The organism is Lutibacter holmesii (assembly GCF_042679665.1).
In the GTDB taxonomy this organism is placed as follows: domain Bacteria; phylum Bacteroidota; class Bacteroidia; order Flavobacteriales; family Flavobacteriaceae; genus Lutibacter; species Lutibacter holmesii.
On sequence record NZ_JBHTMV010000004.1, the window covers coordinates 284,668 to 307,771 of the forward strand.

Sequence of the window (23,104 nt, forward strand, 5' to 3'; positions counted from 1 at the left end):
TTATAATTTTAATTACTCTTCGTAAAAACGTCTTCTTGATGGTGGAGTTGAATATAAAACACCTCCTGCGGCTTCAAATTCTTCAACCAAATTTGGAAGTTTTACATCAAATAAATTATTTAATGTAGATGCTTCTTCATTGTACGTTTTTTCAGCAATCTCAAATTGCTCCTTTTGAGAACCTGTAACATCAACTTGAGCAGAAACGGTTGAATATCTTGCAAATCGCAATCTACTTGCTACCGTGTTTTTAGCTCCAAAACCTCCAATTAAAACTTTAGAAACATCGTTTACTTCTTGCTGTAAAGCATCAATTTTAGCAACCAACACATTTGCTTCAACAGCAGTATTTCCTAAAATAGACTTCATACTTTTTAATTGTGTATTCAATGCTTCTATTTTACCTTGTGCTGAGGTTACTTTCACATTTAAACTATTCACCGCTTTTAAAAACTCAAAATTAGATTTATAATTAGCCGTTCCTAATGCATTTGGAATAGATTTTACAGTAAATAATTGTGGTTCTACCAAACGCGTAAAAACACCATTCTCATTTTTATCAATAGAAACTTTATAAGTTCCTGGCGGAACTTTTGGCCCCCTTCTTGTTAAATAACTTAAATCCCACGAAATAGACTGATATCCTTTTTTAAGAGGAGCTGTTATTTTTCGCATAATTTCATTATTCGAATCGTAAATTGTAAAAACCAATGAAGGTTTTACCTCGCTTTTTTCAGCCAACAATTCATCACCTGTTGGATATACAAATTCACCTCCTGATTTTTCAGCAGCATTCATTCTTTTTTGACGCTTTGATTTTAAACTTTCAAATCCGTTTTTAATGAAAAACTCAAACTTAGCGCTTGGTCTAGGGTTTGGAGCTCTATAATAAACATCACCTTGATAATTTAAATTACTTGAAGGGAAATACAATAATGCATCATTAATTGGAAACAAATGCGCTTCTTTTTGAGCAACTTCATTAGATAAATTTCTTAATGAAGAATAGTTATCTAACACGTAAAACCCACGACCAAAAGTAGCAACAACTAAATCATTTTCACGTTCTTGAATAGTTAATTCTTTCACCTGAATAGTTGGCAATCCTTTTTTAATTTGAACCCATTTTTTACCACCATCAATGGTTGTCCAAACACCCCATTCTGTTCCTACAAACAATATATTTGGATCTTTAGTATCTTCAATAATACAATAAACTGTTCCTGAAGGTAAATTTGATGCTATAGATTTCCAAGTTTTTCCTTTATCGGTACTTTTTATTAAATATGGTGTAAAATCACTACTATTTTTTCTACCATCAAAACAAGCGTACACGGTACTTTCATCAAACCTTGAAGGCGTTATATAATTCACAAATGTCATATTTGGAACACCTGGAAATTTTTCATATTTACTCCAGTTTTCACCATCATTTTCAGTCATCCAAATTAAACCATCATCGGTACCTGCGTACAACAATCCTTGTTTTAAAGGCGATTCTGAAAGCGCAAAAATATTACCAAATTTTGAAGTTGACATATTTTTAGCAACAGCTTCAGGTTGCCACAATTTCCCCATCATTGGCAAGGTATTTTGATCAATACCACGTGTCATTTTTCCACTTACTTTTTTCCAAGTTCCGCCCATATCTGTACTTTTCAACACATAATTTCCTCCAACATATAATGTTTTTGAATTAAATTTACTTATAAAATAAGGTGTATTCCAATTCCAATTATACACTTCATCTTCTGTTGGTTGCGGTTTAATAGAAATACTATTTCCTGTTGTTCTATCATAACGTCTTAATCCGCAATATTGAGATTCACAATAATGAATATCTGGATTGCTAGGATCTGGAATAGATAAATACCCGTCACCACCAATTGTATATGTCCAATCTGAATTCACAATATTTCTTCTATGAGTTTGCGATGGACCAAACCAAGAACCATTGTCTTGAGCACCACCATACACATTATAAAAAGGATAATCATTATCTGTTCTTACGTGATAATACTGTGTAATTGGCAAATTATTTTTAAACTGCCAAGTTTTAGCTCGGTCATACGTTTCATAAATTCCACCATCGCAACCAGCAATATAATGGTTGGTATCATTTGGATCTATCCATAAAGCGTGGTTATCAACGTGTTTATTACTACCTTCAATATTTTCCCAAGTTTTACCTCCGTCATTTGAAAGTGAATTATAGGTATCCATTAAAATTACCACATTTGAATCAATTGGATCTGTGTACAATTCATTGTAATATTGCGGACTTCCAGAAACTTTGTCGCTTCTTTTTTCCCAACTTTCTCCCATATCACTTGATCTATATAAACCTCCTTTATTCCCCGGTAATTCAATAACAGCATACACAATATCAGGATTTGAAATAGCCAAAGACAAACCAATTCTTCCAACATCACCTTTAGGTAATCCTTTTTTTAATTTTGTCCAAGTTTCACCAGCATCTACAGATTTATAAATAGCTGATTCTGGTCCACCATCAATTTTAGAATAAACTCTACGCTCTCTTTGATGTGAACTTGCGTATAAAACATCAGGGTTTCTTGGATCCATTTCCATATCAGAAACACCGGTGTATTCACCTATTTCCAATACTCTCTTCCAGTTTTTTCCACCATCAATGGTTTTGTATAAACCTCTTTCTCCTCCAGGTCCCCAAGCTTGACCTTGAGCTGCAACATATACAACATTACTATTTCTAGGGTCTATCATAATTTTTCCAATTTGAGAACTTGTTTTTAAGCCCATATTGGTAAATGATTTTCCACCATCAGTTGTTTTATAAACACCATCACCGTACGCCAAATTACGTTGTGAATTATTTTCTCCCGTTCCAACCCAAACTACATTTGAATTGTTTGGATCCATTGCCAAACACCCAATTGAAAATACTTTTTGATCATCAAAAATTGGCTCAAAAGTTGTTCCATGATTCATTGTTTTCCACAAACCACCTGATGCCACACCAACATAATATTCTGAAGTGTTTTCTGGATTTACTGCCAAATCAGATATTCTACCTGAATAAGCTGCAGGTCCAATACTTCTAAATTTGAACATATTTAGCATTTTTGGGGTTAATTCAAACTGCTTTTGGTTTGAACTAGATTTCTTTTTACTTTTTTGCGCAATTATTTCCAACGAAGAAAACAATACTAAAAAAGCAAATAAAGGAATTATTCCTTTTTTTAGGGTTTTGTACATAATTGAGATACTTAAATTTTATTTTATTTTTAAACTCAGATAAAAATACATCTTTTTTTAACTTTTTACCTATCTAAATACATATAAATAGCTGTTTGAAAATATGATTTTTTTAAAAAACATATCCCAAAAATAATTTTTATTGAAAATTATATAAAATGAATGGATATTATTGAATAACTACTAAAACTAAAAAATCAGATTTTATGATGCATCATAAAATCTGATTTTTAAATATGTTTACTAATTTCTATTTTAATTCAATAAACTTAATACCTAAAGCTTTTTGTAGTTCATGAACTTTAGGCAATTCGCTTGGTGTAATTAAGGCTATTGAATAACCTGCTTTTCCGGCTCTTGCAGTTCTACCACTTCTATGTGTATAATATTCTAATTGTTCAGGTAATTGATGATGAATTACAAATGCTAAATTGCTAACATCAATTCCTCTAGCTGAAACATCTGTTGAAATTAATATTTGAATACTTTTGTTTTTAAAGGCACGCATTGTTTTTTCACGATCTCTTTGTTGCATATCACCTTCTAAAGCTGCAACCGAAAAACCTTCTTCTTTTAATTCTTCTTTTAATTTTTGAGTACCTAATTTAGTTCTACAAAAAATAATACCTCTATCATCTCCCCTTTTTTCTAACAATTGAATTAATACATCTAGCTTATTTTTCACTTCAGTAGTAATAAATTGATGTGTTATGTTAGCATTTACAATAGAATTTTTATTCACCGCAATTCTAGGTGCATTCACGTCCATATACGATTTAACAATTCTCTTAATTTCATCAGGCATCGTAGCTGAAAACAACCAAGTATTACTTGTACCACTTGTATATTTTAATATTCTATTTAAATCTTGTTTAAAACCCATGCTCAGCATTTCATCTGCTTCATCTAACACAATGGTTTTCACATTATTTAGTTGCACTTCATTACGTTCTATCAAGTCAATTAATCTTCCTGGTGTAGCAACAATAATGTGTGTTGTTCTTTGTAATGCTTTTATTTGAATTTCAATTTTTTCACCACCATACACACCTTCAACAAATATTCTTTCTGGGACATATTTAGTAAATTTGAATAACTGCTTTTTTATTTGCTGCGCTAACTCTCGTGTAGGTGTTAAAATTAAACCTTGTACTTCATTTAATGAAGTATTAATACTTTGTAAAATTGGAAGTCCAAAAGCTGCAGTTTTTCCTGTTCCTGTTTGTGCTAAACCAATAAAGTCGGTATTAGATTTTAATAAAACTGGAATTACTTTTTCTTGAATCTCTGTTGGTTTTTTAATTCCTAATTCTTTCAAACCAGCTATATATTCTTTTTTAACTCCTAATCGTGAAAATGATGACATATTGTTAATTTTAAGTGTGCAAATATACGTTTATTTAAAGTGTTATATTTTTATTTATTTTGATAAACAAAAGCAAAAAAAAAGCTACTTAAACAAGTAGCTTTTTTAAAAATATATTTTTGTTGAAATTAAATCTTTTTAACTTTAACAGCATTCATTCCTTTTAAACCTTTTTCCAATTCAAAAGTAACTTTATCATTTTCAGCAATTTGATCAATTAATCCACTAACGTGAACAAAATATTTTTCTTGAGAGTTTGTATCAAGAATAAATCCAAATCCTTTAGAAGTATCAAAAAACGAAACTTTACCAACTTTATCAGCTACTTCCTCTTCTTCTCTATCTTCCTTTTTAGGAATACCAATTTCAATTGTAGAAGCATCAACTTTTATTTTATTTGCTGGATCTGGTGGCGTATCAGTTAACTGTCCAAATTCATCAACATATACAAACATACTTTCTTGTCCGTTAGCTTTACGCTCTTCTTTTTTAAGTTGTTTGTCTTTTTTTCTTTTCAAACGTTTCTTTTCTCTTTCCTTTTTACCAAAGGTTTCTTGTGATCCTGCCATTAATTTATTAACTTATTTTTTAAATGTTGTTATTTAATTATTATTGTTGACTTAAAAAAAGAATTGTAAAGTAATTAACAAAAACAATATCAAGTGGTAGCAATAACTAGTTTTAAGTATATCAATATCATCAGACAATATTGAATAAAACTTAAGCAAATATACAATAAGATATCCTATTTTCAAAAAAAGAATAACGCCTTCTATATTTTAAAAACCTTGCTCAATAAACAACAGCCTATTTTACTTCTAAACCAAAAGTAAATCTCAAATCTTTGCGTTGTTTTTTATCAAAACTTCTTGAAAGGTTTGCTACATTCTACTTCAACTAGTTTTCACATATATTTCTACCCTATTATAAAGTTCATTTTTTTTGTTTCAATTCAATAATAAAATACTGAAACCTTTCTACCTAATGATTTTATTGTAATTACTCTAAAATAAATTTGAATTGATCTCCAGATTTTTTTTGAGCTAAAATAGCAATTGATTTTTCTGTTAGTTGAAAAATACGTGGGTAACCACCTGTTGTTTGTCCATCTTTCATTAAAATAATAAGATGTCCCGAAGGTACAATTTGTATTGTTCCAGGTAAAACTGGACTTGTAATAATTGTAAAATCATGCGGCACAAGTTGTTCGTTTAAACGATATCCCATTCTATTACTTTTGTTTGAAATAGTATGAATTCTACTCAAAATATCTTGCTGTTCTTTTAGTGTAAACAACTCTAATTCTGGCCCTTTTGTTACTTTAATGTTTTCAGTTTCATAAAACTGTTGTTTATTATTTACAACTCCTTTATTTAATAAATTATTGTTTTTGTTTGTATTAAAAGCAATTATATCTTGCTTAACAAACCTTTCTTGCTGTGTAATACCTTTGTAAAAAGAACGACTTCCTAAAACTTTAGGAGATTGAAAACCGCCTTTTACAGCTAAATAGCAACGCGCACCTTTTATTAATTTTCCAAATGATAAAATATCACCAGGCTCAACTTTAAAAACTTTATAATTAGAAATTGGTAAATTATTAAGAACTGGCGACATTTCTGCTCCTGTTATAACTGCGGTTGTACTTACAGTAAATTCTAATTTTGGACCACTTAATGTAATTTCTATTACAGCAGCATTCTCATCATTATTTAACAATCCATTTGCCAAACCTGCTGATATGGCATCCATTGTACCACTCATGGGAACTCCATATTTCCGATAATGAAATCTACCTAAATCTTGTATAGATGATTGCAATCCAGGCCTCAATACTTTAATCATGGATTATAGTTGGTTTTAATTGTAAAACTTCTTGTTTGTGAAATTCATCCACAGAAATTGGAAAAAATTGAATTCTGTCTCCTGGTGTAATATCACATGGAATTTCATTAGTAGCATCAAATAAATTTACTGGTGATTTTCCAATAAGTTGCCAACCGCCAGGTGAATCTTGCGGATAAATTCCTGTTTGATTTCCTCCTATTCCAACTGACCCTTTTGGCACTATTAATCGAGGTGTATTTTTTCTTGAGAAATGTAGCTTCTCTGGCAAACCGCCTAAATACAAAAAACCAGGTAAAAACCCAATTCCAAATACGGTATAAGTAACGCTACAATGTAAGTTTACAATCTCTTCAATACTCATATTTTTTTCAGAAGAAAGCAGTGCTAAATCAACACCAAACTCTTCTGAATAACATACAGGAATATTCCAAACAGTATTAACAACATCTAAATGATTCTCACCTTCTTCATACATAGATTTTAAAACAAGTACCAATTCATCAAAACCAACACTTAAATAATTATAACTTACTAAAATTGAATTATATATAAAATTTATATCAAGTATTTCTTTATGTTTTATATTTTCAATTTTTGACACAAAACAACGAATATCTAACAAAATTTCTTCTGATATTATAGCTGGCCAAGTAATTAGAATTGCACCTGAACCTAAAGGCTTATATGTTAATTTATAATTACTCACTTTTAGTAAAATCCTCTTTAAATTTTGAGATTCCTTTTACAATATCAACTGCATTTTCAGTGTCCGAATGCACACAAAAAGTTGCTCCTTTTATAGTATGTTTTTCTCCTGATATAGTTGTGATTTTATTTGTATTTATCACTTCTAAAACATGTTTAATAATAGCGGGTAAACTAGTTAACACGGCATCCTTTTTTGTTCGTGAAACCAAACTTAAATCGTCATTGTAATTTCTATCCGCAAACACTTCATAAACAATATTAAATCCTTGTTCCAAAGCACAAGTTTCAATTTCAGAAGCATAAGGAACATACAATACAATATCATTTTTATAGGGCGAAATAGCCGTTAAAAACTGATTTGCTAATTTTTTATTTTTAGCTATATCATTATACAATGCACCGTGTGGTTTAATGTGATGAACTTTTCCTCCTTGCAATTCAACTTCTTGCTTCAATAAATTTACTTGAGATCTTATGGTATTAATTAAATCAAATTCTGACAGTAGCATTGTTTTTCTACCAAAGTTTTCTTTGTCTGGATATGACGGATGCGCTCCTATTTTTACTTTATTTTTTATAGCTAAAGCAACAACTTCATTTATGATATCTTTTGAACCTGCGTGCGCACCACAAGCAATATTACAAGATTGTATATAAGGCATTAACAGCTCTTCGTTATACACTCCTTCTCCAACGTCACAATTAATAGCTATCATCTCTTTCCTTTTTATAAAATTTCAAACACTTTTAAAATACTCTTAAATCCTAAAATTAGCGTAATTAATATGATAATACCAGAAAGGATATTTTGAAGAGTTGTGTTTTTATAAATTCCTAAAACGCTAGTTTTATTTACTACCCACAATAAAAACAAAGCAACAACTGGCAATAAAATACCGTTAGCAACTTGTGCAAATTTAATTATTTCAATAGGACTTATTTTTAGTAATGAAAAAATTACTCCTAAAATTAACACTACTGCCCAAACCATTCTAAACTTTAAATCCTTCAAATTAGCATTCCATCCAAAACAGCTGTTTGCAACATAAGCTGCTGCTAAAGGAGCAGTAATTGCTGAAGTTATTCCTGCAGCAAATAATCCAATTCCTAAAAAATAAGTAGCCATATCACCGTACAACGGTTCTAAACCTTTAGATAAATCGGCAATATTTTTAATTTCTGTCCCTTGAATAGACGTTGCAGTAACAATAATAGCCATAGATACCAAACCACCTAAAATAATGGAGATAACAGTATCTATTCTAGCAAATTTTAAATCTTTTGGAGTATTCCATTTTTCTTTAACTAAAGAAGCGTGTAAAAACAAATTATAAGGAACAACTGTGGTCCCCACTAAGCCAACAATTGTAAGCAAACTTCCTTCAGGAAATTGAGGAACAAACATTCCATTAAAAAATGCAGAAATATCTGGTTTTGTTATAATTGCAGTAGCAATAAAAGAGCTACTCATAATTAGTACTAAAACCACCAAACTACGCTCCATAATTTTGTATTTCCCAATATACAGTAACAAAAAAGCTATTACACCTATACTAATTGGAAAAACATAAAAAGGAAGCGTTTTAAAAATACCTGATGCTCCTAAAGATGCTCCACTTATATTTCCAGCTTCATAAGCGGCATTCCCAATTACAATAGCTGAAAAAATTAAAGTCAGTACACTTTTTCTTAAAACAGGTGATTTCAATTGTTTTTTTATAATGCTAGCTAATCCTTCTTGAGCAATAATACCAACTCTCGCAGCCATTTCTTGTAATACAATTGTAGCAATAATAGACAATGTTAAAGCCCATAACAATGCATAACCATAATTGACTCCCGCCAACGTGCATAAAGTTACAGTTCCCGGACCAATAAAAGCAGCTGCAATTAATACACCAGGTCCCATATTTTTAAACCATTTTATCATTATTTAAAGAATTTTTTGATTGTACAAACTAGAATAATAATCAACTAAAAGTAAAAATAGTAATTTTGGTTAATCATAAGATTATAAAGCCAAATTTTATATCAATTTTCATTAAAAATGTACCACTACTTATGAAAAGTCAACTTCAACAATTATTTAATCAGCAAAAGAATCAACAATTCTGTATTGAAAATTCCACATACAAAAACAGCCAACGAATTGCTTTTTAAAGTTAAAATTGTATATTTAAAATTATTAAATAATCAAACTAAATTACTAACAAATGACGACTACATCAACTACTAAACCTACAAAAGCTTTTTGGATAATTGGCAGCATTGCTTTACTATGGAATTTAATGGGAGTTATAGCTTATTATAGTCAAATTAACATGACTAATGAAGCTTTATCTTTATTATCTGAACCCGAACAATTATATTATAAAAATGTGGAATCTTGGGCAACTGCAGCTTATGCTACAGCAGTTTTTGGAGGTTTCTTAGGATGTGTAACACTTTTATTAAAAAGAAAAATTACTTTTACTCTATTTATACTATCATTAATTGGCGTGTTAGTACAAGCAACCTATAATTTATTTATTCAAGAATTTATGGAAGTTACAGCGTTTCAAATGGGTTGGACAACTCTAATTATTGTAATTTCTATATTTTTAGTGTGGTACTCTAAAATTGCAATAAATAAAGGTTGGCTTTACAAGTAAGCATCATTTGATTTCTTACTTTTGATATTGATATGAAAAAACTATTGATTATTGGATTTGTTTGGCCAGAACCAAATGCTACAGCTGCAGGTAGTAGAATGTTACAATTAATTGAATTGTTTCAGCAAAAAGGTTACTCCATTACTTTTGCTAGTACTGCCTCAAAAACACCAACTATGTTTAATTTAGAAAATATTCATATTAAAACAGTTTCAATTGAATTAAACAACGCTAGCTTTGATTTGTTCATCACCAAATTAAACCCTGATATTGTTTTGTTTGACAGGTATTTAACTGAAGAACAATTTGGTTGGAGAGTATCCGAAAACTGCCCAAAAGCAATTAGAATTTTAGATACAGAAGATTTACACTTTTTAAGAAATGCTCGTAAAACAGCATTAAAAAACAACACAAAAGTTTCAAATTCAGAATTAATGAATGAGATGGCAAAACGTGAAATTGCAAGTATTTTTAGGTGTGACTTAACTTTGATTATTTCAAAATATGAAATGAAATTATTAAAAAAAGTGTTTAAAATTCCGAAAACGATACTGCAATACGTTCCTTTTTTAATGAATAGCATTTCATCTGAAACCATAAATTCATATCCGTCTTTTGAGAATAGATCTCATTTTATGACAATGGGAAATTTTAGACATGAACCAAATTGGGATGCTGTATTGCAATTAAAAAATAATATTTGGCCACTAATTAGAAAACAATTACCATCTGCTGAAATGCATGTTTATGGCGCATACGTTTCAGAAAAAGCCTTACAGCTTCACAATAAAAAAGAAGGCTTTTTAGTGAAAGGATGGGCAAACAGTACTGAAAATATATTTAAAAACAGTAAAGTTTGTTTGGCTCCATTGCGATTTGGAGCTGGATTAAAAGGAAAATTAATAGATGCTATGAAATATGGTACACCCAGTGTAACTACTTCTATTGGTGCAGAAGCAATGCATAAAAAACTGTCGTGGAACGGGTATATTTGTGACAACCCAACAGATTTTGCCACAAAAGCAATTAAACTCTACAGCAATAAAATTGAATGGGAAAAAGCACAAGAAAATGGAGCTATAATACTAAATAAATGCTTTTCTAAAACAAAATATGGTAACAAGCTGCAAGATAAAATTATGTTACTTGAAGAAAATTTGGAAAATCACCGATTAAATAATTTTATGGGCTCTTTATTAATGCATCATACTTTAAAAAGCACAAAATTTCTTGCCAAATGGATTGAAGAAAAAAACAAAAAATAATTTAATTTAAAATATCTAAAACATCCGTAGGAATTCTTACTGCTCTCATTTTTTTTTTATCTAACAAACACCAAGTAGTTTTTGCTTTTGCTAATAACTTATTACCTCTTTTAATTTCAACATATCTGTCTGATTTTACACCAACACTTTCTCCAATCCAAGTTTCTATAGTAATTTTATCACCTAATTTAGCAGCAGCTATATAATCTATTTCGTGCCTTAAAACAACCCAAACATATTTTTGGTTAATAATTTTAGAACTCAATTTATTCCAATGCTTTTCGGCGGCTTTTAACACCCATTCTAAATAAACAAGATTATTTACATGGTTTAAATTATCAATAGCATTTTCTGAAACAATTTTGTGAAATGTGTAATTATTTTTCAAGAATTTAAATTTAAAATGAATAAATGATAAAGTTGAACAATTATTTAAAATTTTATTGGAATTATAAAATCAATACCGTAAATTTACAAAACCTAAAGTTATACAATAAAAAAGGTTTTTTAACCACATTTTTTTTAAATTTGGTTAAAAAACTTACAGTCGTAACAACTAGCATTATTTAAGAAATTATCGTGGGGACGACAGTTTTGTTTATTAGTGTTGCGGCTGTTTTTTTATGCCCAAACCTAAAGAAATCCTCCCGTAATTATCTAAATATCAAAACAATAAATAATTTATTTATAGAATTATTCAATTACAAATAAACGCATATTGTTTTAGGTGTTATTAATAGTCCACTTTTATTTTTATATTCAAAATAAGGAACTAAAGTATTTATATAAATTCTTTTTAACCTAGTTTTAATTTCATTTTCTCTAACTAAAAACATAATATATAAAGATTTAAATTTAGCGTTCAATAAATATTTGCGTGAAAAAATTTCTTCCTTCATTATTTTTCTTTGTTGAAATTCCAAAATGTGTATAATCTGAATTTTCAATTATTTCTCTATGGCTATCACTTTTAATCCAAGCATCAAAAACACCTTGAGCTGTTCCAAACCCAAAACCAACATTTTCACCAACTAGTTTAGCATCTGCATCTTCTACAAGCTGCTGATGTCTCAATGGAAAATAATCATGACTAACTTTGTTCATTTCAGCCATATAAACAGTATGTGTTTCTGCAACACTTGAAATAATATTTAATTTTTTCAAAGAAATTAAGCCTTTAGACATTCTATAATTATTTACCAATTCAAGAATATCTAACTCAATTTCAGAATATTCTACTTTCGCATTTGCAGTTTCATCAAAGTAAATTCCATCATCATCTGATGAACAAGATGTAAACAAAAAACAAAGCATTACACAAGGGATTAAGAGTTTATTTAAAGTTTTCATAAGTAGGGTTAATGTTTTTGGAGTTGATTTTTTATTATTTTAAATACAGCCGTATTGCCATTTTTTATAGTACCGTTGTGGGGAGCAAAGATTTTAGTGAATGACATACAACTGTATTTAAAACACCAACTAACCTAATAATTTCATTGTTCAACAATGTAAATAATGAAATTATAAGATTAATTGGGTAAAAAAGTTTCGATGGTTGAGGTTTATTTGGTTTACCTAGAAACAATTCACTGCTTAAAATAACAGTAGCGGGGTTGAGTGTGCAAATGAATTTAGAATTCATGTCTTTGGGATTTGTGGTTAGGGTTGATTAAATTTTGTTTAAATTAAAGGTACTTTCAAAACGCAAGGCTTTAAAAGTACCCAATAATTTAGGGTTGATTTATTTATCTCTAATTTTCTCTAATAATTGATTTAGAGCTATTATTTCAGTTGGATTTAAATTACTAACAATCTCATTTTCAAATGCTGTATGAATAATTTCAATCTCCTTTAATAATTTTAATCCTTCTTTAGTAATATGGATATCAACTTTCCTCCTATTATTCTCATTCTGATTTCTAGTAATTAATCCTTTTAAACGTAATTTTTCAACCAAACGAGTTGTATTACTATTTTTACTTACCATTTCAGCTTGTATAGATTGAAGATCGGTTGCTGCTCCTTTCAATTCTTTTAATGAACGTAAAACTTGAAATTGTTGAATAGATATTCCATATTTTTTTAAATGATCTGAAAATTTTTCATTCATCCAGTTACCTGTATGCAAAATATTTGCAATTGTATAATCAGGTAAATTTAACGTCTGTATTTTAACATTTCTATTCAAATTCGAAGGGACGATAATTTCCTACACAATAATTGTATATACGTCAAATGTATATACAATAGTTTTAATTACCAAAATTTTTTGTTGAAAACTTTTATTGAGCCAACCATTTCAGCAGGTAATGAATTCACTATTAGCTAAACAAAATAAAAATCAAAAGCCAAATTACACAACTAAAACACACGTACAACTATTTGTTTTTCAGGAAGTTAATTAAATAAATAACTTTATATGGAAATAATAAAAAGTAACAATAATATTGTAAATATTAAGAAGAAAATAAAATCCATTTATTTTTATTACTTCTTTAGAATTGTTGATAACTATACTATCCAACAGCCAATTATTAACAAATTAAATGAATTTTAACAATAAACATTTCCGTAGATTTTCATGTTCATCTATCTTAAAAACAGTAAAAAAGAAAAATCAACATTATATATTTCGATTATTCAAATCTCAAAAAATCTTCGACTAATTTTAAAACTAGTAAATAATTGCAATTCTTCATTTAGAACACATAAATATGACACACTTTTTTGAATTGTTTAACTAAATTTTTCGTTAAATTCAGTATAATTGCATATGCTAAAAAACATTATATATATTGCTTTAGTTTTATTTACAATTAAAGCGTACTCTCAAGATCAACAGGCGAAAGACTCACTTATAAATAAAAGTGAAGAGAACTCTATTCAATTAAAAGGTCAAGTTGTAAGTAATTTTAATAAAACACCTTTAAAAGGAGCTCACTTATTTAATTTAAACTCTGTTATTGGTGCGGTTACAGATGATGACGGAAAATTTGCCATTACCACAAAACCTAATGATACGTTATACATTTCATATTTAGGTTTTCAATCTATTAAGTTAAAAATTACTAACGATTTATTAAAAGGTAACGAGCTTGTAATTGAATTACATGAGAAAGCAGAGCAATTTAATGAAGTTGTTGTAAAATCACATAAATTAGTTGGTGTATTAGAAATTGACGCCAAAAACGTTCCTAAAGACAAGTATGCTAGAATACATATTAACGGAATTTCTCAAACCTATGAATCAGGTTCTAGTTCGAGTAAAACTTATAATTCTGCAGTTGATAAAATGTTTCAACCCATTAATATGATGTATGATAAATTTGGGAAAAACCCAAAGCAACTGCGAAAAATTAAAAAATTACGAGATGATGATGCATTGCGTCAAATGATGGAGGATAAATTTAACAGAGAATTAATGATGGAATACCTAAATGTTGATGCTGTTGAACTAAATGATTTGTTAAACGAATGTAATTATTCTGATTATTTTATAAAACAAGCAAGCGATTTACAGCTTTTGGAAGCCGTTTTATTATGTTATGAAAATTATAAAGCAATTAAAAAAGGAAGTACAGTTAGAGACAATAACTCAAAAAATTAAAATTTTAAAAAGTCGCAATTAGCGGCTTTTTTTAACTACTCAAAATGGAATATAAATATAAAGAAATTGAATCAAATTCAGATTTAATAAAAGTTCTTGAGTTTGAAAATGAATTAAGGTATTACGCTTTTCAAAATATAGATTTTAACACTATTTTTAATTTAGGAACAAATGTTTCTTTTTACAACTGTATATTTTTAGGATGTACAATTCCTGATCATATTAACACACATGTTTCAGAAGACTGTCTCATTTTCCCTCAAATTAAAGCTCCGTTCAATCCTTTTATAAATAAATTATATACAAAAGAAACGCTTTATAATAATTACAAAATTGGTATTCCTAAAAGTTATGAGCAAACGCTAGACAAGGTTGTTTACAATCATTTTATTAAACACGGGAAAGAAGCACAAGATATTAAAGAAACTTTAACAAGACGTTTACACGACCATTCTATTACAAATGCACTAAACGATTTTATATCTTCCTACGAAAAAAGAAAAATTGTGGCTATAATGGGTGGTCACGGACTTTCAAGAAATGACGACAATTTTTTATCTGTTGCTCGAATTAGTAAAAAACTAACAGAATTAGGTTATTTAATGATTTCTGGTGGTGGCCCGGGCGCAATGGAAGCAACACACGTTGGTGCTTGGTTTGGTGGTAAATCTGATGCAGAATTAGTTGATGCTATTGAAATGCTATCAATAGCTCCAATATACAATGACGAATTATGGTTAGATCAGTCATTTAAAGTTCTTGAAAAATATCCAACTTCAAATTATAAAAGTTTGGGTATTCCTACTTGGCTTTACGGTCATGAACCTCCTACTCCATTTGCCACAAATATTGCTAAATATTTTGCCAATAGTGTGCGTGAAGAAGGTTTATTAGCCATTGCAAAAGGTGGTGTTATTTTTTCTCCAGGTAGTGCTGGAACAATTCAAGAAATATTTCAAGATGCAACACAAAATCATTATTTAAGTTATGGCTTTGCTAGTCCAATGGTATTTTTAAACAAAGAATATTGGACAAAAAATAGACCTATTTACCCACTTCTACAAAGTTTAACCGCTGAAGAAAAATACAAAAATATGATTCTTTCAATTTATGATAAACAAGAAGATGTTATTGAAGAAATTGAAAAATTCCCAAAAGCATAAACAAAAAAAAGGCAACCAATTGGTTGCCGTTTTTTTTATACGAATACTGTCTATTGATTTCCTAAAATAATTGGCATTCCGCTTTTTCCGCTTCCAATAACAATTACTTTGCTATTTGATGAATTTGATAATTCTAACGTTGCTTCAATTCCTTTATCTCTTAAAATCATATCATTTAATGATGCACTTAAAATACGGTTGGCATCTGCTTTACCTTGAGCTTCAATACGTACTTTTTCAGCTTCTTTAGATGCTGTAACTAATCTAAATTCATATTCTAAAGATTCTTGTTCTTGTTTTAATTTACGTTCAATGGCATCTTTAATTGTTGCAGGTAACGTAACATCTCTTACTAACACATCATTTAATTGAATATGCTGCGCATCTAAAATTAATTTTGTTTCCTCAAAAATTTCATTTTGAATTACATCTCTTTTGCTTGAATACAATTGCTCTGGAGTATAACGTCCAACCACACTACGTGCAGCAGACCTTAATGCTGGTTTAATAATACGTTCTAAATAATTTTCACCAATTTGTTGGTGTAAAGCACCTAACTCATTCGCTTTTGGTAAATACCAAGTAGATGTTTCTAATAAAATATCTAATCCGTTTGAAGAAAGTACTTTCATTGTCTCATACAATTCTTGCTGACGTACTTCATAAACAATAACGTTATTCCAAGGTGCAACAATATGAAACCCCTCTCCTAAAGGTGGTTCATCAGTTACTACACCGCCATCAAAACGTTTCCATAAAACACCCGCTTCACCGGCATCAATAGTAATAGTAGATTTTGATAAAAATATAATAGCTATAATTCCTAATAATATAAAAGGCATTAAAGTTTTTGGTAATTGTAATTGTCCGTTATTGGCCATAATTTTTAATTTAGTTTTTAATTTATTCAAAAATACAAAACAGATTTTATTTCTATTTACATTTTAAGTTTATTTAAAATAAAAAATGCCTTTAAAAACAGTTTAATTTTAATAGTTCTGTTTTATTCGTTTTTAACTGAATTTATATTCAGTTTAAAATAAAACTTACCCCAATTTTTAACACAACAAACAATTAAATTTTACCATAATATTTGCGTGTAAACCACTCAACACTTAATAAAAACAAAATAAAACCTAATATCCATTTCCAATTAATTAAAGGTGTTTTTACAACATTAGATTTTTGAATACTTTTAGCTGTGTTTGCTTCTAATAACGAAGAGATTAATTTTTCTTGTTGATTGGTGTAAAATATTTTTCCTGAAGTTTTTTCTGATAGTTTTTTTAATTCTTGGTCATTTGATTGACTAAACTGCTGTTCTAATTCAAATGGTATTATTTTAAATTTTCCTGTAACGCGCTCTAATTGATTCTCAACAGTCACTTCATAGCTGTATTCTGCAGCGGGTAAATCAGATAATTCAGCAACAAAGCGATTATTATTTAGAGCAAATGGTGTTTTCAACAAAAAATTAGTTTCTTTATTACTAACTGTTAACCATAGCTTTACTCTACTATCTAAATTTAAATTTTTATCAAAATAACTAGCAGTAACCTCAATCAATTCATTTGAATAAAATAATGGTTTTACAGAAGTGTTTAACCTCTTATTTTTAAGATTTGATGTTAAATACTGCATTAAATTTGCCATAAATCCATCAAAAGTTTCAAATGATTTTGTTGCTATAAAGCTATTCATACGCCATCGCCAACTATTTTCACCTACTAAAATTCCGCCTTTTTGATTTTCTATTTCAAAAGTTGCTAATAACGGTTGCTCTGTTTCTATTGCGCCTATTTTTTTAAATAAAACTGTTTTATAAGGAATAGAAAATTTAAGATCTCCAAATGAATTTTCTAAAGGAGCAAATTCTGAAAATCCAATGTCTTCATTAATAAATGTAGCGTAATTTGGGTTGAAATGTGGTAGATAGTTTTCTGAAGCCGCTACTATTTCCTTCTTAAAAAATGGTTGTGCATTGTTTAAAAAATTCCAATCAGTACTTACACCTGTCACAATTAAAAAATTAATTTTAGATGTATTCATTTCTGAAAAAATCAATTCAAAATCTTTTGTTGGTTGATATGCAATTATTAACTGATAATTTAATGCTTCAGCAATTTTAAAATCTTTTATATTTTGAATTGTAACAGAACGCTGTTTATTACTTTCAATAGATTTTTTTAACATTCCTAAATCTGGATGCAATACAGATGTTAAAACCAACACTTGCGAAGTTTCTTCAATTACTTCTACGCTAAATGTTTTTGAATTATTTATAGTGTTTTTCTCACCGTTTAAAGTTTCAATACTAGCCGTAAAATATTGAATTCCACTTGCTGTTGAGTTTAAATAAAAATTGGCGGTTTTACTGCGTTCACTTTTTGAAAAATTAAAAACTTCAGCATATACTTTTTTTCCTTTGTTATAAACTGATAATTTTTTAGTTACTGCTTTAGTTCCTTCATAATTTATAAAAACTTCAACCGGAAATTGGTTATTTATAAAACTATAACTATTTGTATTTAATTGACGAATATAAATATCATCAATTACCGTAGTATCACCAACTACAAAAGGGTAAACCGGACTTTTATAAGTAGAAAACTCAACAGCAGAACCCGTTGTTGAATTACCATCAGTTATTAAAATTACAGGATTTACACCATCTTTATAAATTTTAGAAAAAGTTTGTAATGGTTTTGAAATATTTGTTTCAGAAGCATTAAAATTAAGAGAATCTAATGTTTTTACATTCCCTCCAAAAGAATAATAAGCAACATCATAGGTTGAATTTAACGCCAAATTAGATCGTACAGATGCTACAACTTTTTGCACTGTTGAATCTAATGTATTGTTTTTTATGGAAGCTGAATTATCAACAGCTACCAATAATGTAGGTTTTACAATCTCTACAATCCTTTTTTTTATAGAAGGATTTATAAACAAAATACCTATGGAAAAAAGTGTTAAAAAACGCAAAAAAGAAAGCCAATAATTCAATTGGCTTTTCTCTTTTGATTTAAATATATATTGAAATACGGCTAAAATAAATGCGCCTACTACTACTAAAAGTATGTATAACAAGGTAACCGTCTCCAATTTTATAAGGTTTTATGTTAACATTCCACCGTCAACACTTAACGTTTGACCTGTTATGTAAGAACTCATATCTGATGCTAAAAACACACAAGCATTTGCAATATCTTCTGGCGTTCCTCCTCTTTTTAAAGGAATAGAATCTCTCCATCCTTGCACAACATCTTCATTTAATTTTCCAGTCATTTCAGTTTCAATAAAACCTGGTGCAATAGTATTACAACGAATATTTCTTGAACCTAACTCTAAAGCCACAGATTTTGTAAAGCCTAAAATACCAGATTTTGAAGCTGCATAATTTGCTTGACCAGCGTTTCCTTTTAATCCCACAACAGAACTCATATTAATAATAGATCCAGCGCGTTGTTTCATCATTGGTCTTATTACTGCTTTTGTTAAATTAAAAACAGATTTTAAATTTACTTCAATTACTTGATCAAAATCAGCTTCAGAAATACGCATCAATAAATTATCTTTTGTAATACCAGCATTATTTATTAATACATCAATTGTTCCAAATTCTTTTAAAACTGTTGCAGCCAATTCTTGCGCTGCATCAAACTTTGCAGCGTTTGATTGATAACCTTTTGCTTTTACTCCGTATGATTCTAACTCTTTTTCTAATTCTTGAGCTGCTTCAACAGATGAATTAAATGTAAATGCAACATTAGCACCTTGTTTTGCAAAAACAATTGCAATTCCTCTACCTATTCCTCTTGTTGCTCCAGTTATTAAAGCAGTTTTGTTTTCTAAAAGTTTCATATATTCTACTCTATTTTATTTTAATCAAAGATACACATTTATAAAAAAAATCCTACAAACAAAGCTGCTCATTTTAAGTGATTCAATTTCATTAAAATAAGCCTCTAATATCACTTTTTTGCTTTATTATTCTTTTAACAAATTATTTTATAATTAAAAAAACTTTTCATAAAACACAGGATATCAGCGTTTATGATAAAAGTCATTCTTTCATTACTTCTCAAATTATCAAAAATCATAAACAACTCATATCTAGTAAATTGTATTTTTACATGGTTTTAAAAAGACAATTTAATCTTAATAATTCGAATTGTATTATTTTTAATAAAATCAATAATAAACACAATTATATTAATTTAACATCAATTTTTATTAAACATATAACATAATTTTAACATAACTCTTAAATAAAGACAATTTGGTTTTATTTAAAAAACACATAGCAACAGTCCTTTATTAATTTTAAAAAAAAATGTATGAAACAAAAAAAACAATTTATTACAACAATTATATTACTATTTTCTATGGTAATATTTGCACAATCAAATCAAGTATCAGGAACAGTAACAGACGTTAACAAAGCTCCATTACCTGGTGTTACAATAACGGTTGAAGGTACTACAAGAGGAACTACCACAGATTTTGATGGAAAGTACAGCATAAAAGTAGAATCAAGTGAAAATCTTATATTTACATATGTTGGTTATAACGAGTATAAATTACAAATGGATGGTACAGACGTTTATGATGTAATTCTTGTTTCAGGTGTATCTTTAGATGAAATACTTGTAGTTGGATCAAGAAACCCAAACAGAACAGCTGTTGACACATCTGTTCCTGTAGATATTATAAATGTTTCTGAAATAGTTACTGCCGGTCCACAAGTAAACTTAAATCAAATACTTAATTATGTGGCTCCTTCATTTACATCAAACACACAAACTATTTCTGATGGTACAGACCATATAGATCCTGCGTCATTAAGAGGTTTAGGTCCAGATCAAGTGTTGGTTTTGGTAAATGGTAAAAGAAGACATACTTCATCATTAATCAATGTTAACGGAACATTTGGTAGAGGTAGCGTTGGAACAGATTTAAATGCAATTCCTGCTTCATCAATAGAACGAATTGAAGTTTTAAGAGATGGTGCTGCAGCACAATATGGATCTGATGCCATTGCTGGTGTAATTAATATTGTATTAAAAAGAAGCACAAATGTTTTAAACTTTAACGTTACCACTGGTGCTAATTTCTCAAAAAATGCAAACTCACAAACTGGTGGTGTTGATGGTGAAACCACAAACGTAAGTGCAAACTATGGTTTACAACTTGGAAATAGAGGTGGTTTTATAAATTTCACAGGAGATTTTGATGTTAGACAAGATTATAACAGAATGAAAGAATGGGAAGGAAACATATTTAACCTATACAATACAGTTGAAGGTGAAGCTTATAATGATGGTTACGACTTATCTAATTTATTAGATGATGATGTTTCTGATGTAATTTACTATGGAAATTTAGCAGGATTAGGTTTAGATCCAAACGCAACAAAATCTGAACTTCAAAGTATTTTAAGCGCCGATAATACAACTGCAGAATTAGCTTCTAGAGGAATGGTTAGAAGCGATTTTAATATGAGAGTTGGACAATCTTCTTTACGTGGTGGTCGCTTATTTGCAAATTTATCTGTTCCTTTAAATGATGACGGAACTGAATTGTATGCTTTTGCTGGTATTAGCTCAAGAGTAGGAAATTCAGCAGGATTTTACAGGCTACCTAACCAAAGTAGAACATACACTCCTGCATATGTGAATGGATTTTTACCTGAAATTAATTCAGCAATTAATGATCAATCTTTTGCTATTGGAATTAAAGGGAAAATATCTGAATGGGATATCGATTTTAGTAATACGTATGGTAAAAACGAATTTTTGTACACTATTGGAAATACGTCAAATGCCTCAATGGGAAACTCCTCTCCTACAACATTTGATGCTGGTGGATTTTCGTTTGCACAAAACACTACAAACTTAGATATTAGTAAGTTTTACGATGATGTTTTAGAAGGATTGAATATTGCTTTTGGTACTGAATATCGTGTAGAAAATTATGAAATACTAGCAGGTGAAGAAGCTTCTTACTCCCAATACACCTCTGAAGGACAAGTTATTACATTATCATCTCAAGATCCTGCAGAAGACTTTTTTGGAAACTCAAGACCAGGAGGCTCACAAGTATTCCCTGGATTTAGCCCTAAAAATGAATTATCAAGAGGAAGAAGCAGTGTTGCTGGTTATTTTGATGTTGAAGCCGATATTTCAGAAAGTTTTTTAGCAAGTTTTGCTACACGTTATGAAAACTATTCAGATTTTGGATCTACACTAAACTTTAAAGCTGCCACAAGAGTAAAAGTTGGTGACAATACAAATTTAAGAGCAGCATTTAACACAGGTTTTAGAGCACCATCATTACACCAGTTAAACTTTAATTCAACTTCAACAATATTTGATCAAAATGGAGATCCCCAAGAGGTTGGAACTTTTGCAAATGATAGTAGAGCTGCAGAACTTTTAGGAATTCCTCAATTAAAAGAAGAAACTTCTAAAAGTATTAGCTTAGGTTTTACATCTAAAATTCCAAGTGCTCATTTAACAATTACAGTTGATGGTTATTGGGTTGGAATTGATGATAGAGTTGTTTATACCGGACAATTTAAAGGCCCAGGAACTGGTACAGAACTGGACAATTTATTAGCACAAGCCAATGCAACTGCTGCATCATTTTTTGCTAATGCAATAGACACAGAATCAAAAGGATTAGATATTGTAATTACACAAGATTTAATGTTAGGTGAAACTATGAAATTAAAAAATGATTTATCTGGAACATTTTCAAAAACAGTTCAAGTTGGTGATATAAATGCTTCTGAAGTTTTAGAAAATGCTGGTTTAGTAGACACTTATTTCCCTGAAGATAGTAGAGTTTATTTAGAAGAGGCTGTGCCTAGAACAAAAATTAATTTATCAAATAGCTTAACTACAGATAAATTTAATGTATTTCTACGTAACGTTTGGTTTGGCGAAGTTACAGAAGCAACAACAAACACTGGCTTACAACAAGTATTTGGTTCTAAAATAGTAACAGATTTATCTGTTGGTTATAAATTAGCTGAAAGTACTACTATCACTATTGGTGCAAACAATTTATTTGATATATATCCTGATAGAGCAAAAGAATCAATTACGTATACTGATGCTAATGGAAATACTCAAACTGGAACTAACAGAAGTGGCGGTAGATTTGATTGGTCAAGAAGATCGCAACAATTTGGTATTAGTGGACGTTTCTTATTTGCAAGGTTAAACTTTATACTTCAATAAAAACTATTCTGA

18 protein-coding genes are annotated in these 23,104 nt (G+C 29.4%); 5 read left to right on the forward strand and 13 right to left on the reverse strand.

The features are described 5' to 3' along the window. Nucleotides 1-12: 12 nt before the first annotated feature. The 7 genes from ACFQ5N_RS09600 to ACFQ5N_RS09630 all read right to left on the reverse strand — a co-directional run bounded on the left by ACFQ5N_RS09600 (nt 13) and on the right by ACFQ5N_RS09630 (nt 9,089). Nucleotides 13-3,237 (reverse strand): VPS10 domain-containing protein, encoded by a 3,225-nt coding sequence (locus ACFQ5N_RS09600; RefSeq protein WP_386809279.1) that lies wholly within the window; start codon nt 3,235-3,237, stop codon nt 13-15. Nucleotides 3,238-3,487: 250 nt separating this feature from the next. Beyond that, entirely contained in the window at nt 3,488-4,603 is a 1,116-nt protein-coding gene (locus ACFQ5N_RS09605) for a DEAD/DEAH box helicase (RefSeq protein WP_386809280.1), read from the reverse strand. A gap of 128 nt (nt 4,604-4,731) precedes the next feature. Then, the gene (locus ACFQ5N_RS09610) at nt 4,732-5,172 is read right to left on the reverse strand and encodes a cold-shock protein (RefSeq protein WP_386809281.1); all 441 of its coding nucleotides are present in this window, start codon (nt 5,170-5,172) and stop codon (nt 4,732-4,734) included. Nucleotides 5,173-5,602: 430 nt separating this feature from the next. Beyond that, nucleotides 5,603-6,448: a 5-oxoprolinase subunit C family protein gene (locus tag ACFQ5N_RS09615; RefSeq protein WP_386809282.1), complete on the reverse strand. Its 846-nt coding sequence runs from the start codon at nt 6,446-6,448 to the stop codon at nt 5,603-5,605. After that, nucleotides 6,441-7,157: a 5-oxoprolinase subunit PxpB gene (gene pxpB / locus ACFQ5N_RS09620; protein WP_386809283.1), complete on the reverse strand. Its 717-nt coding sequence runs from the start codon at nt 7,155-7,157 to the stop codon at nt 6,441-6,443. Before pxpB ends, ACFQ5N_RS09615 begins: the two co-directional genes overlap by 8 nt. Beyond that, nucleotides 7,150-7,875, reverse strand: a complete 726-nt coding sequence (gene pxpA, locus ACFQ5N_RS09625) for a 5-oxoprolinase subunit PxpA (RefSeq protein WP_386809284.1) — start codon at nt 7,873-7,875, stop codon at nt 7,150-7,152. Before pxpA ends, pxpB begins: the two co-directional genes overlap by 8 nt. Nucleotides 7,876-7,886: 11 nt before the next feature. After that, the gene (locus ACFQ5N_RS09630) at nt 7,887-9,089 is read right to left on the reverse strand and encodes an Nramp family divalent metal transporter (protein ID WP_386809285.1); all 1,203 of its coding nucleotides are present in this window, start codon (nt 9,087-9,089) and stop codon (nt 7,887-7,889) included. A gap of 283 nt (nt 9,090-9,372) precedes the next feature. Here ACFQ5N_RS09630 and ACFQ5N_RS09635 point away from each other — a divergent pair, with 283 nt between their 5' ends. Together ACFQ5N_RS09635 and ACFQ5N_RS09640 are read left to right on the forward strand one after the other, a co-directional pair. Further along, nucleotides 9,373-9,810, forward strand: coding sequence for a hypothetical protein (locus ACFQ5N_RS09635; RefSeq protein WP_386809286.1), 438 nt, complete (start codon nt 9,373-9,375; stop codon nt 9,808-9,810). A gap of 32 nt (nt 9,811-9,842) precedes the next feature. Further along, nucleotides 9,843-11,075, forward strand: coding sequence for a glycosyltransferase family 4 protein (locus ACFQ5N_RS09640; RefSeq protein ID WP_386809287.1), 1,233 nt, complete (start codon nt 9,843-9,845; stop codon nt 11,073-11,075). 1 nt (nt 11,076) lies between these two features. Here ACFQ5N_RS09640 and ACFQ5N_RS09645 read toward each other — a convergent pair whose 3' ends face one another. From ACFQ5N_RS09645 to ACFQ5N_RS09655, 3 genes are all read right to left on the reverse strand, one after another. Then, nucleotides 11,077-11,463 (reverse strand): acyl-CoA thioesterase, encoded by a 387-nt coding sequence (locus ACFQ5N_RS09645; RefSeq protein ID WP_386809288.1) that lies wholly within the window; start codon nt 11,461-11,463, stop codon nt 11,077-11,079. 467 nt (nt 11,464-11,930) lie between these two features. Then, complete coding sequence (locus ACFQ5N_RS09650; protein WP_386809289.1) at nt 11,931-12,425, reverse strand: CAP domain-containing protein; 495 nt, start codon at nt 12,423-12,425, stop codon at nt 11,931-11,933. A gap of 391 nt (nt 12,426-12,816) precedes the next feature. Continuing rightward, complete coding sequence (locus tag ACFQ5N_RS09655; RefSeq protein WP_386809290.1) at nt 12,817-13,203, reverse strand: MarR family winged helix-turn-helix transcriptional regulator; 387 nt, start codon at nt 13,201-13,203, stop codon at nt 12,817-12,819. A gap of 645 nt (nt 13,204-13,848) precedes the next feature. Here ACFQ5N_RS09655 and ACFQ5N_RS09660 point away from each other — a divergent pair. After that, nucleotides 13,849-14,682: a carboxypeptidase-like regulatory domain-containing protein gene (locus ACFQ5N_RS09660; protein ID WP_386809291.1), complete on the forward strand. Its 834-nt coding sequence runs from the start codon at nt 13,849-13,851 to the stop codon at nt 14,680-14,682. A gap of 44 nt (nt 14,683-14,726) precedes the next feature. After that, on the forward strand, nt 14,727-15,845 hold the full coding sequence (locus ACFQ5N_RS09665) for an LOG family protein (RefSeq protein ID WP_386809292.1): 1,119 nt from the start codon (nt 14,727-14,729) through the stop codon (nt 15,843-15,845). A 50-nt stretch (nt 15,846-15,895) separates the two neighbouring features. On the opposite strand, the gene ACFQ5N_RS09670 is transcribed toward ACFQ5N_RS09665, so the two are convergent. The 3 genes from ACFQ5N_RS09670 to fabG form a co-directional block, all read right to left on the reverse strand. Further along, nucleotides 15,896-16,726, reverse strand: a complete 831-nt coding sequence (locus ACFQ5N_RS09670) for a prohibitin family protein (protein WP_386809718.1) — start codon at nt 16,724-16,726, stop codon at nt 15,896-15,898. A 193-nt stretch (nt 16,727-16,919) separates the two neighbouring features. Then, the gene (locus ACFQ5N_RS09675; RefSeq protein WP_386809293.1) at nt 16,920-18,950 is read right to left on the reverse strand and encodes a vWA domain-containing protein; all 2,031 of its coding nucleotides are present in this window, start codon (nt 18,948-18,950) and stop codon (nt 16,920-16,922) included. A 12-nt stretch (nt 18,951-18,962) separates the two neighbouring features. After that, complete coding sequence (gene fabG, locus ACFQ5N_RS09680) at nt 18,963-19,709, reverse strand: 3-oxoacyl-[acyl-carrier-protein] reductase (RefSeq protein ID WP_386809294.1); 747 nt, start codon at nt 19,707-19,709, stop codon at nt 18,963-18,965. A gap of 476 nt (nt 19,710-20,185) precedes the next feature. On the opposite strand from fabG, the gene ACFQ5N_RS09685 reads away from it, so the two are divergent. Next, nucleotides 20,186-23,092: a TonB-dependent receptor gene (locus ACFQ5N_RS09685; protein WP_386809295.1), complete on the forward strand. Its 2,907-nt coding sequence runs from the start codon at nt 20,186-20,188 to the stop codon at nt 23,090-23,092. Nucleotides 23,093-23,104 lie beyond the last annotated feature (12 nt).

Bases quoted from the DNA above. Each gene is read 5' to 3' on its own strand.
- ACFQ5N_RS09600 (WP_386809279.1), bottom strand. From the start codon at position 3,237: ATGTACAAAACCCTAAAAAAAGGAATAATTCCTTTATTTGCTTTTTTA.
- ACFQ5N_RS09605 (WP_386809280.1), bottom strand. From the start codon at position 4,603: ATGTCATCATTTTCACGATTAGGAGTTAAAAAAGAATATATAGCTGGT.
- ACFQ5N_RS09610 (WP_386809281.1), bottom strand. From the start codon at position 5,172: ATGGCAGGATCACAAGAAACCTTTGGTAAAAAGGAAAGAGAAAAGAAA.
- ACFQ5N_RS09615 (WP_386809282.1), bottom strand. From the start codon at position 6,448: ATGATTAAAGTATTGAGGCCTGGATTGCAATCATCTATACAAGATTTA.
- pxpA (WP_386809284.1), bottom strand. From the start codon at position 7,875: ATGATAGCTATTAATTGTGACGTTGGAGAAGGAGTGTATAACGAAGAG.
- ACFQ5N_RS09630 (WP_386809285.1), bottom strand. From the start codon at position 9,089: ATGATAAAATGGTTTAAAAATATGGGACCTGGTGTATTAATTGCAGCT.
- ACFQ5N_RS09635 (WP_386809286.1), top strand. From the start codon at position 9,373: ATGACGACTACATCAACTACTAAACCTACAAAAGCTTTTTGGATAATT.
- ACFQ5N_RS09640 (WP_386809287.1), top strand. From the start codon at position 9,843: ATGAAAAAACTATTGATTATTGGATTTGTTTGGCCAGAACCAAATGCT.
- ACFQ5N_RS09650 (WP_386809289.1), bottom strand. From the start codon at position 12,425: ATGAAAACTTTAAATAAACTCTTAATCCCTTGTGTAATGCTTTGTTTT.
- ACFQ5N_RS09660 (WP_386809291.1), top strand. From the start codon at position 13,849: ATGCTAAAAAACATTATATATATTGCTTTAGTTTTATTTACAATTAAA.
- ACFQ5N_RS09665 (WP_386809292.1), top strand. From the start codon at position 14,727: ATGGAATATAAATATAAAGAAATTGAATCAAATTCAGATTTAATAAAA.
- ACFQ5N_RS09670 (WP_386809718.1), bottom strand. From the start codon at position 16,726: ATGGCCAATAACGGACAATTACAATTACCAAAAACTTTAATGCCTTTT.
- fabG (WP_386809294.1), bottom strand. From the start codon at position 19,709: ATGAAACTTTTAGAAAACAAAACTGCTTTAATAACTGGAGCAACAAGA.
- ACFQ5N_RS09685 (WP_386809295.1), top strand. From the start codon at position 20,186: ATGAAACAAAAAAAACAATTTATTACAACAATTATATTACTATTTTCT.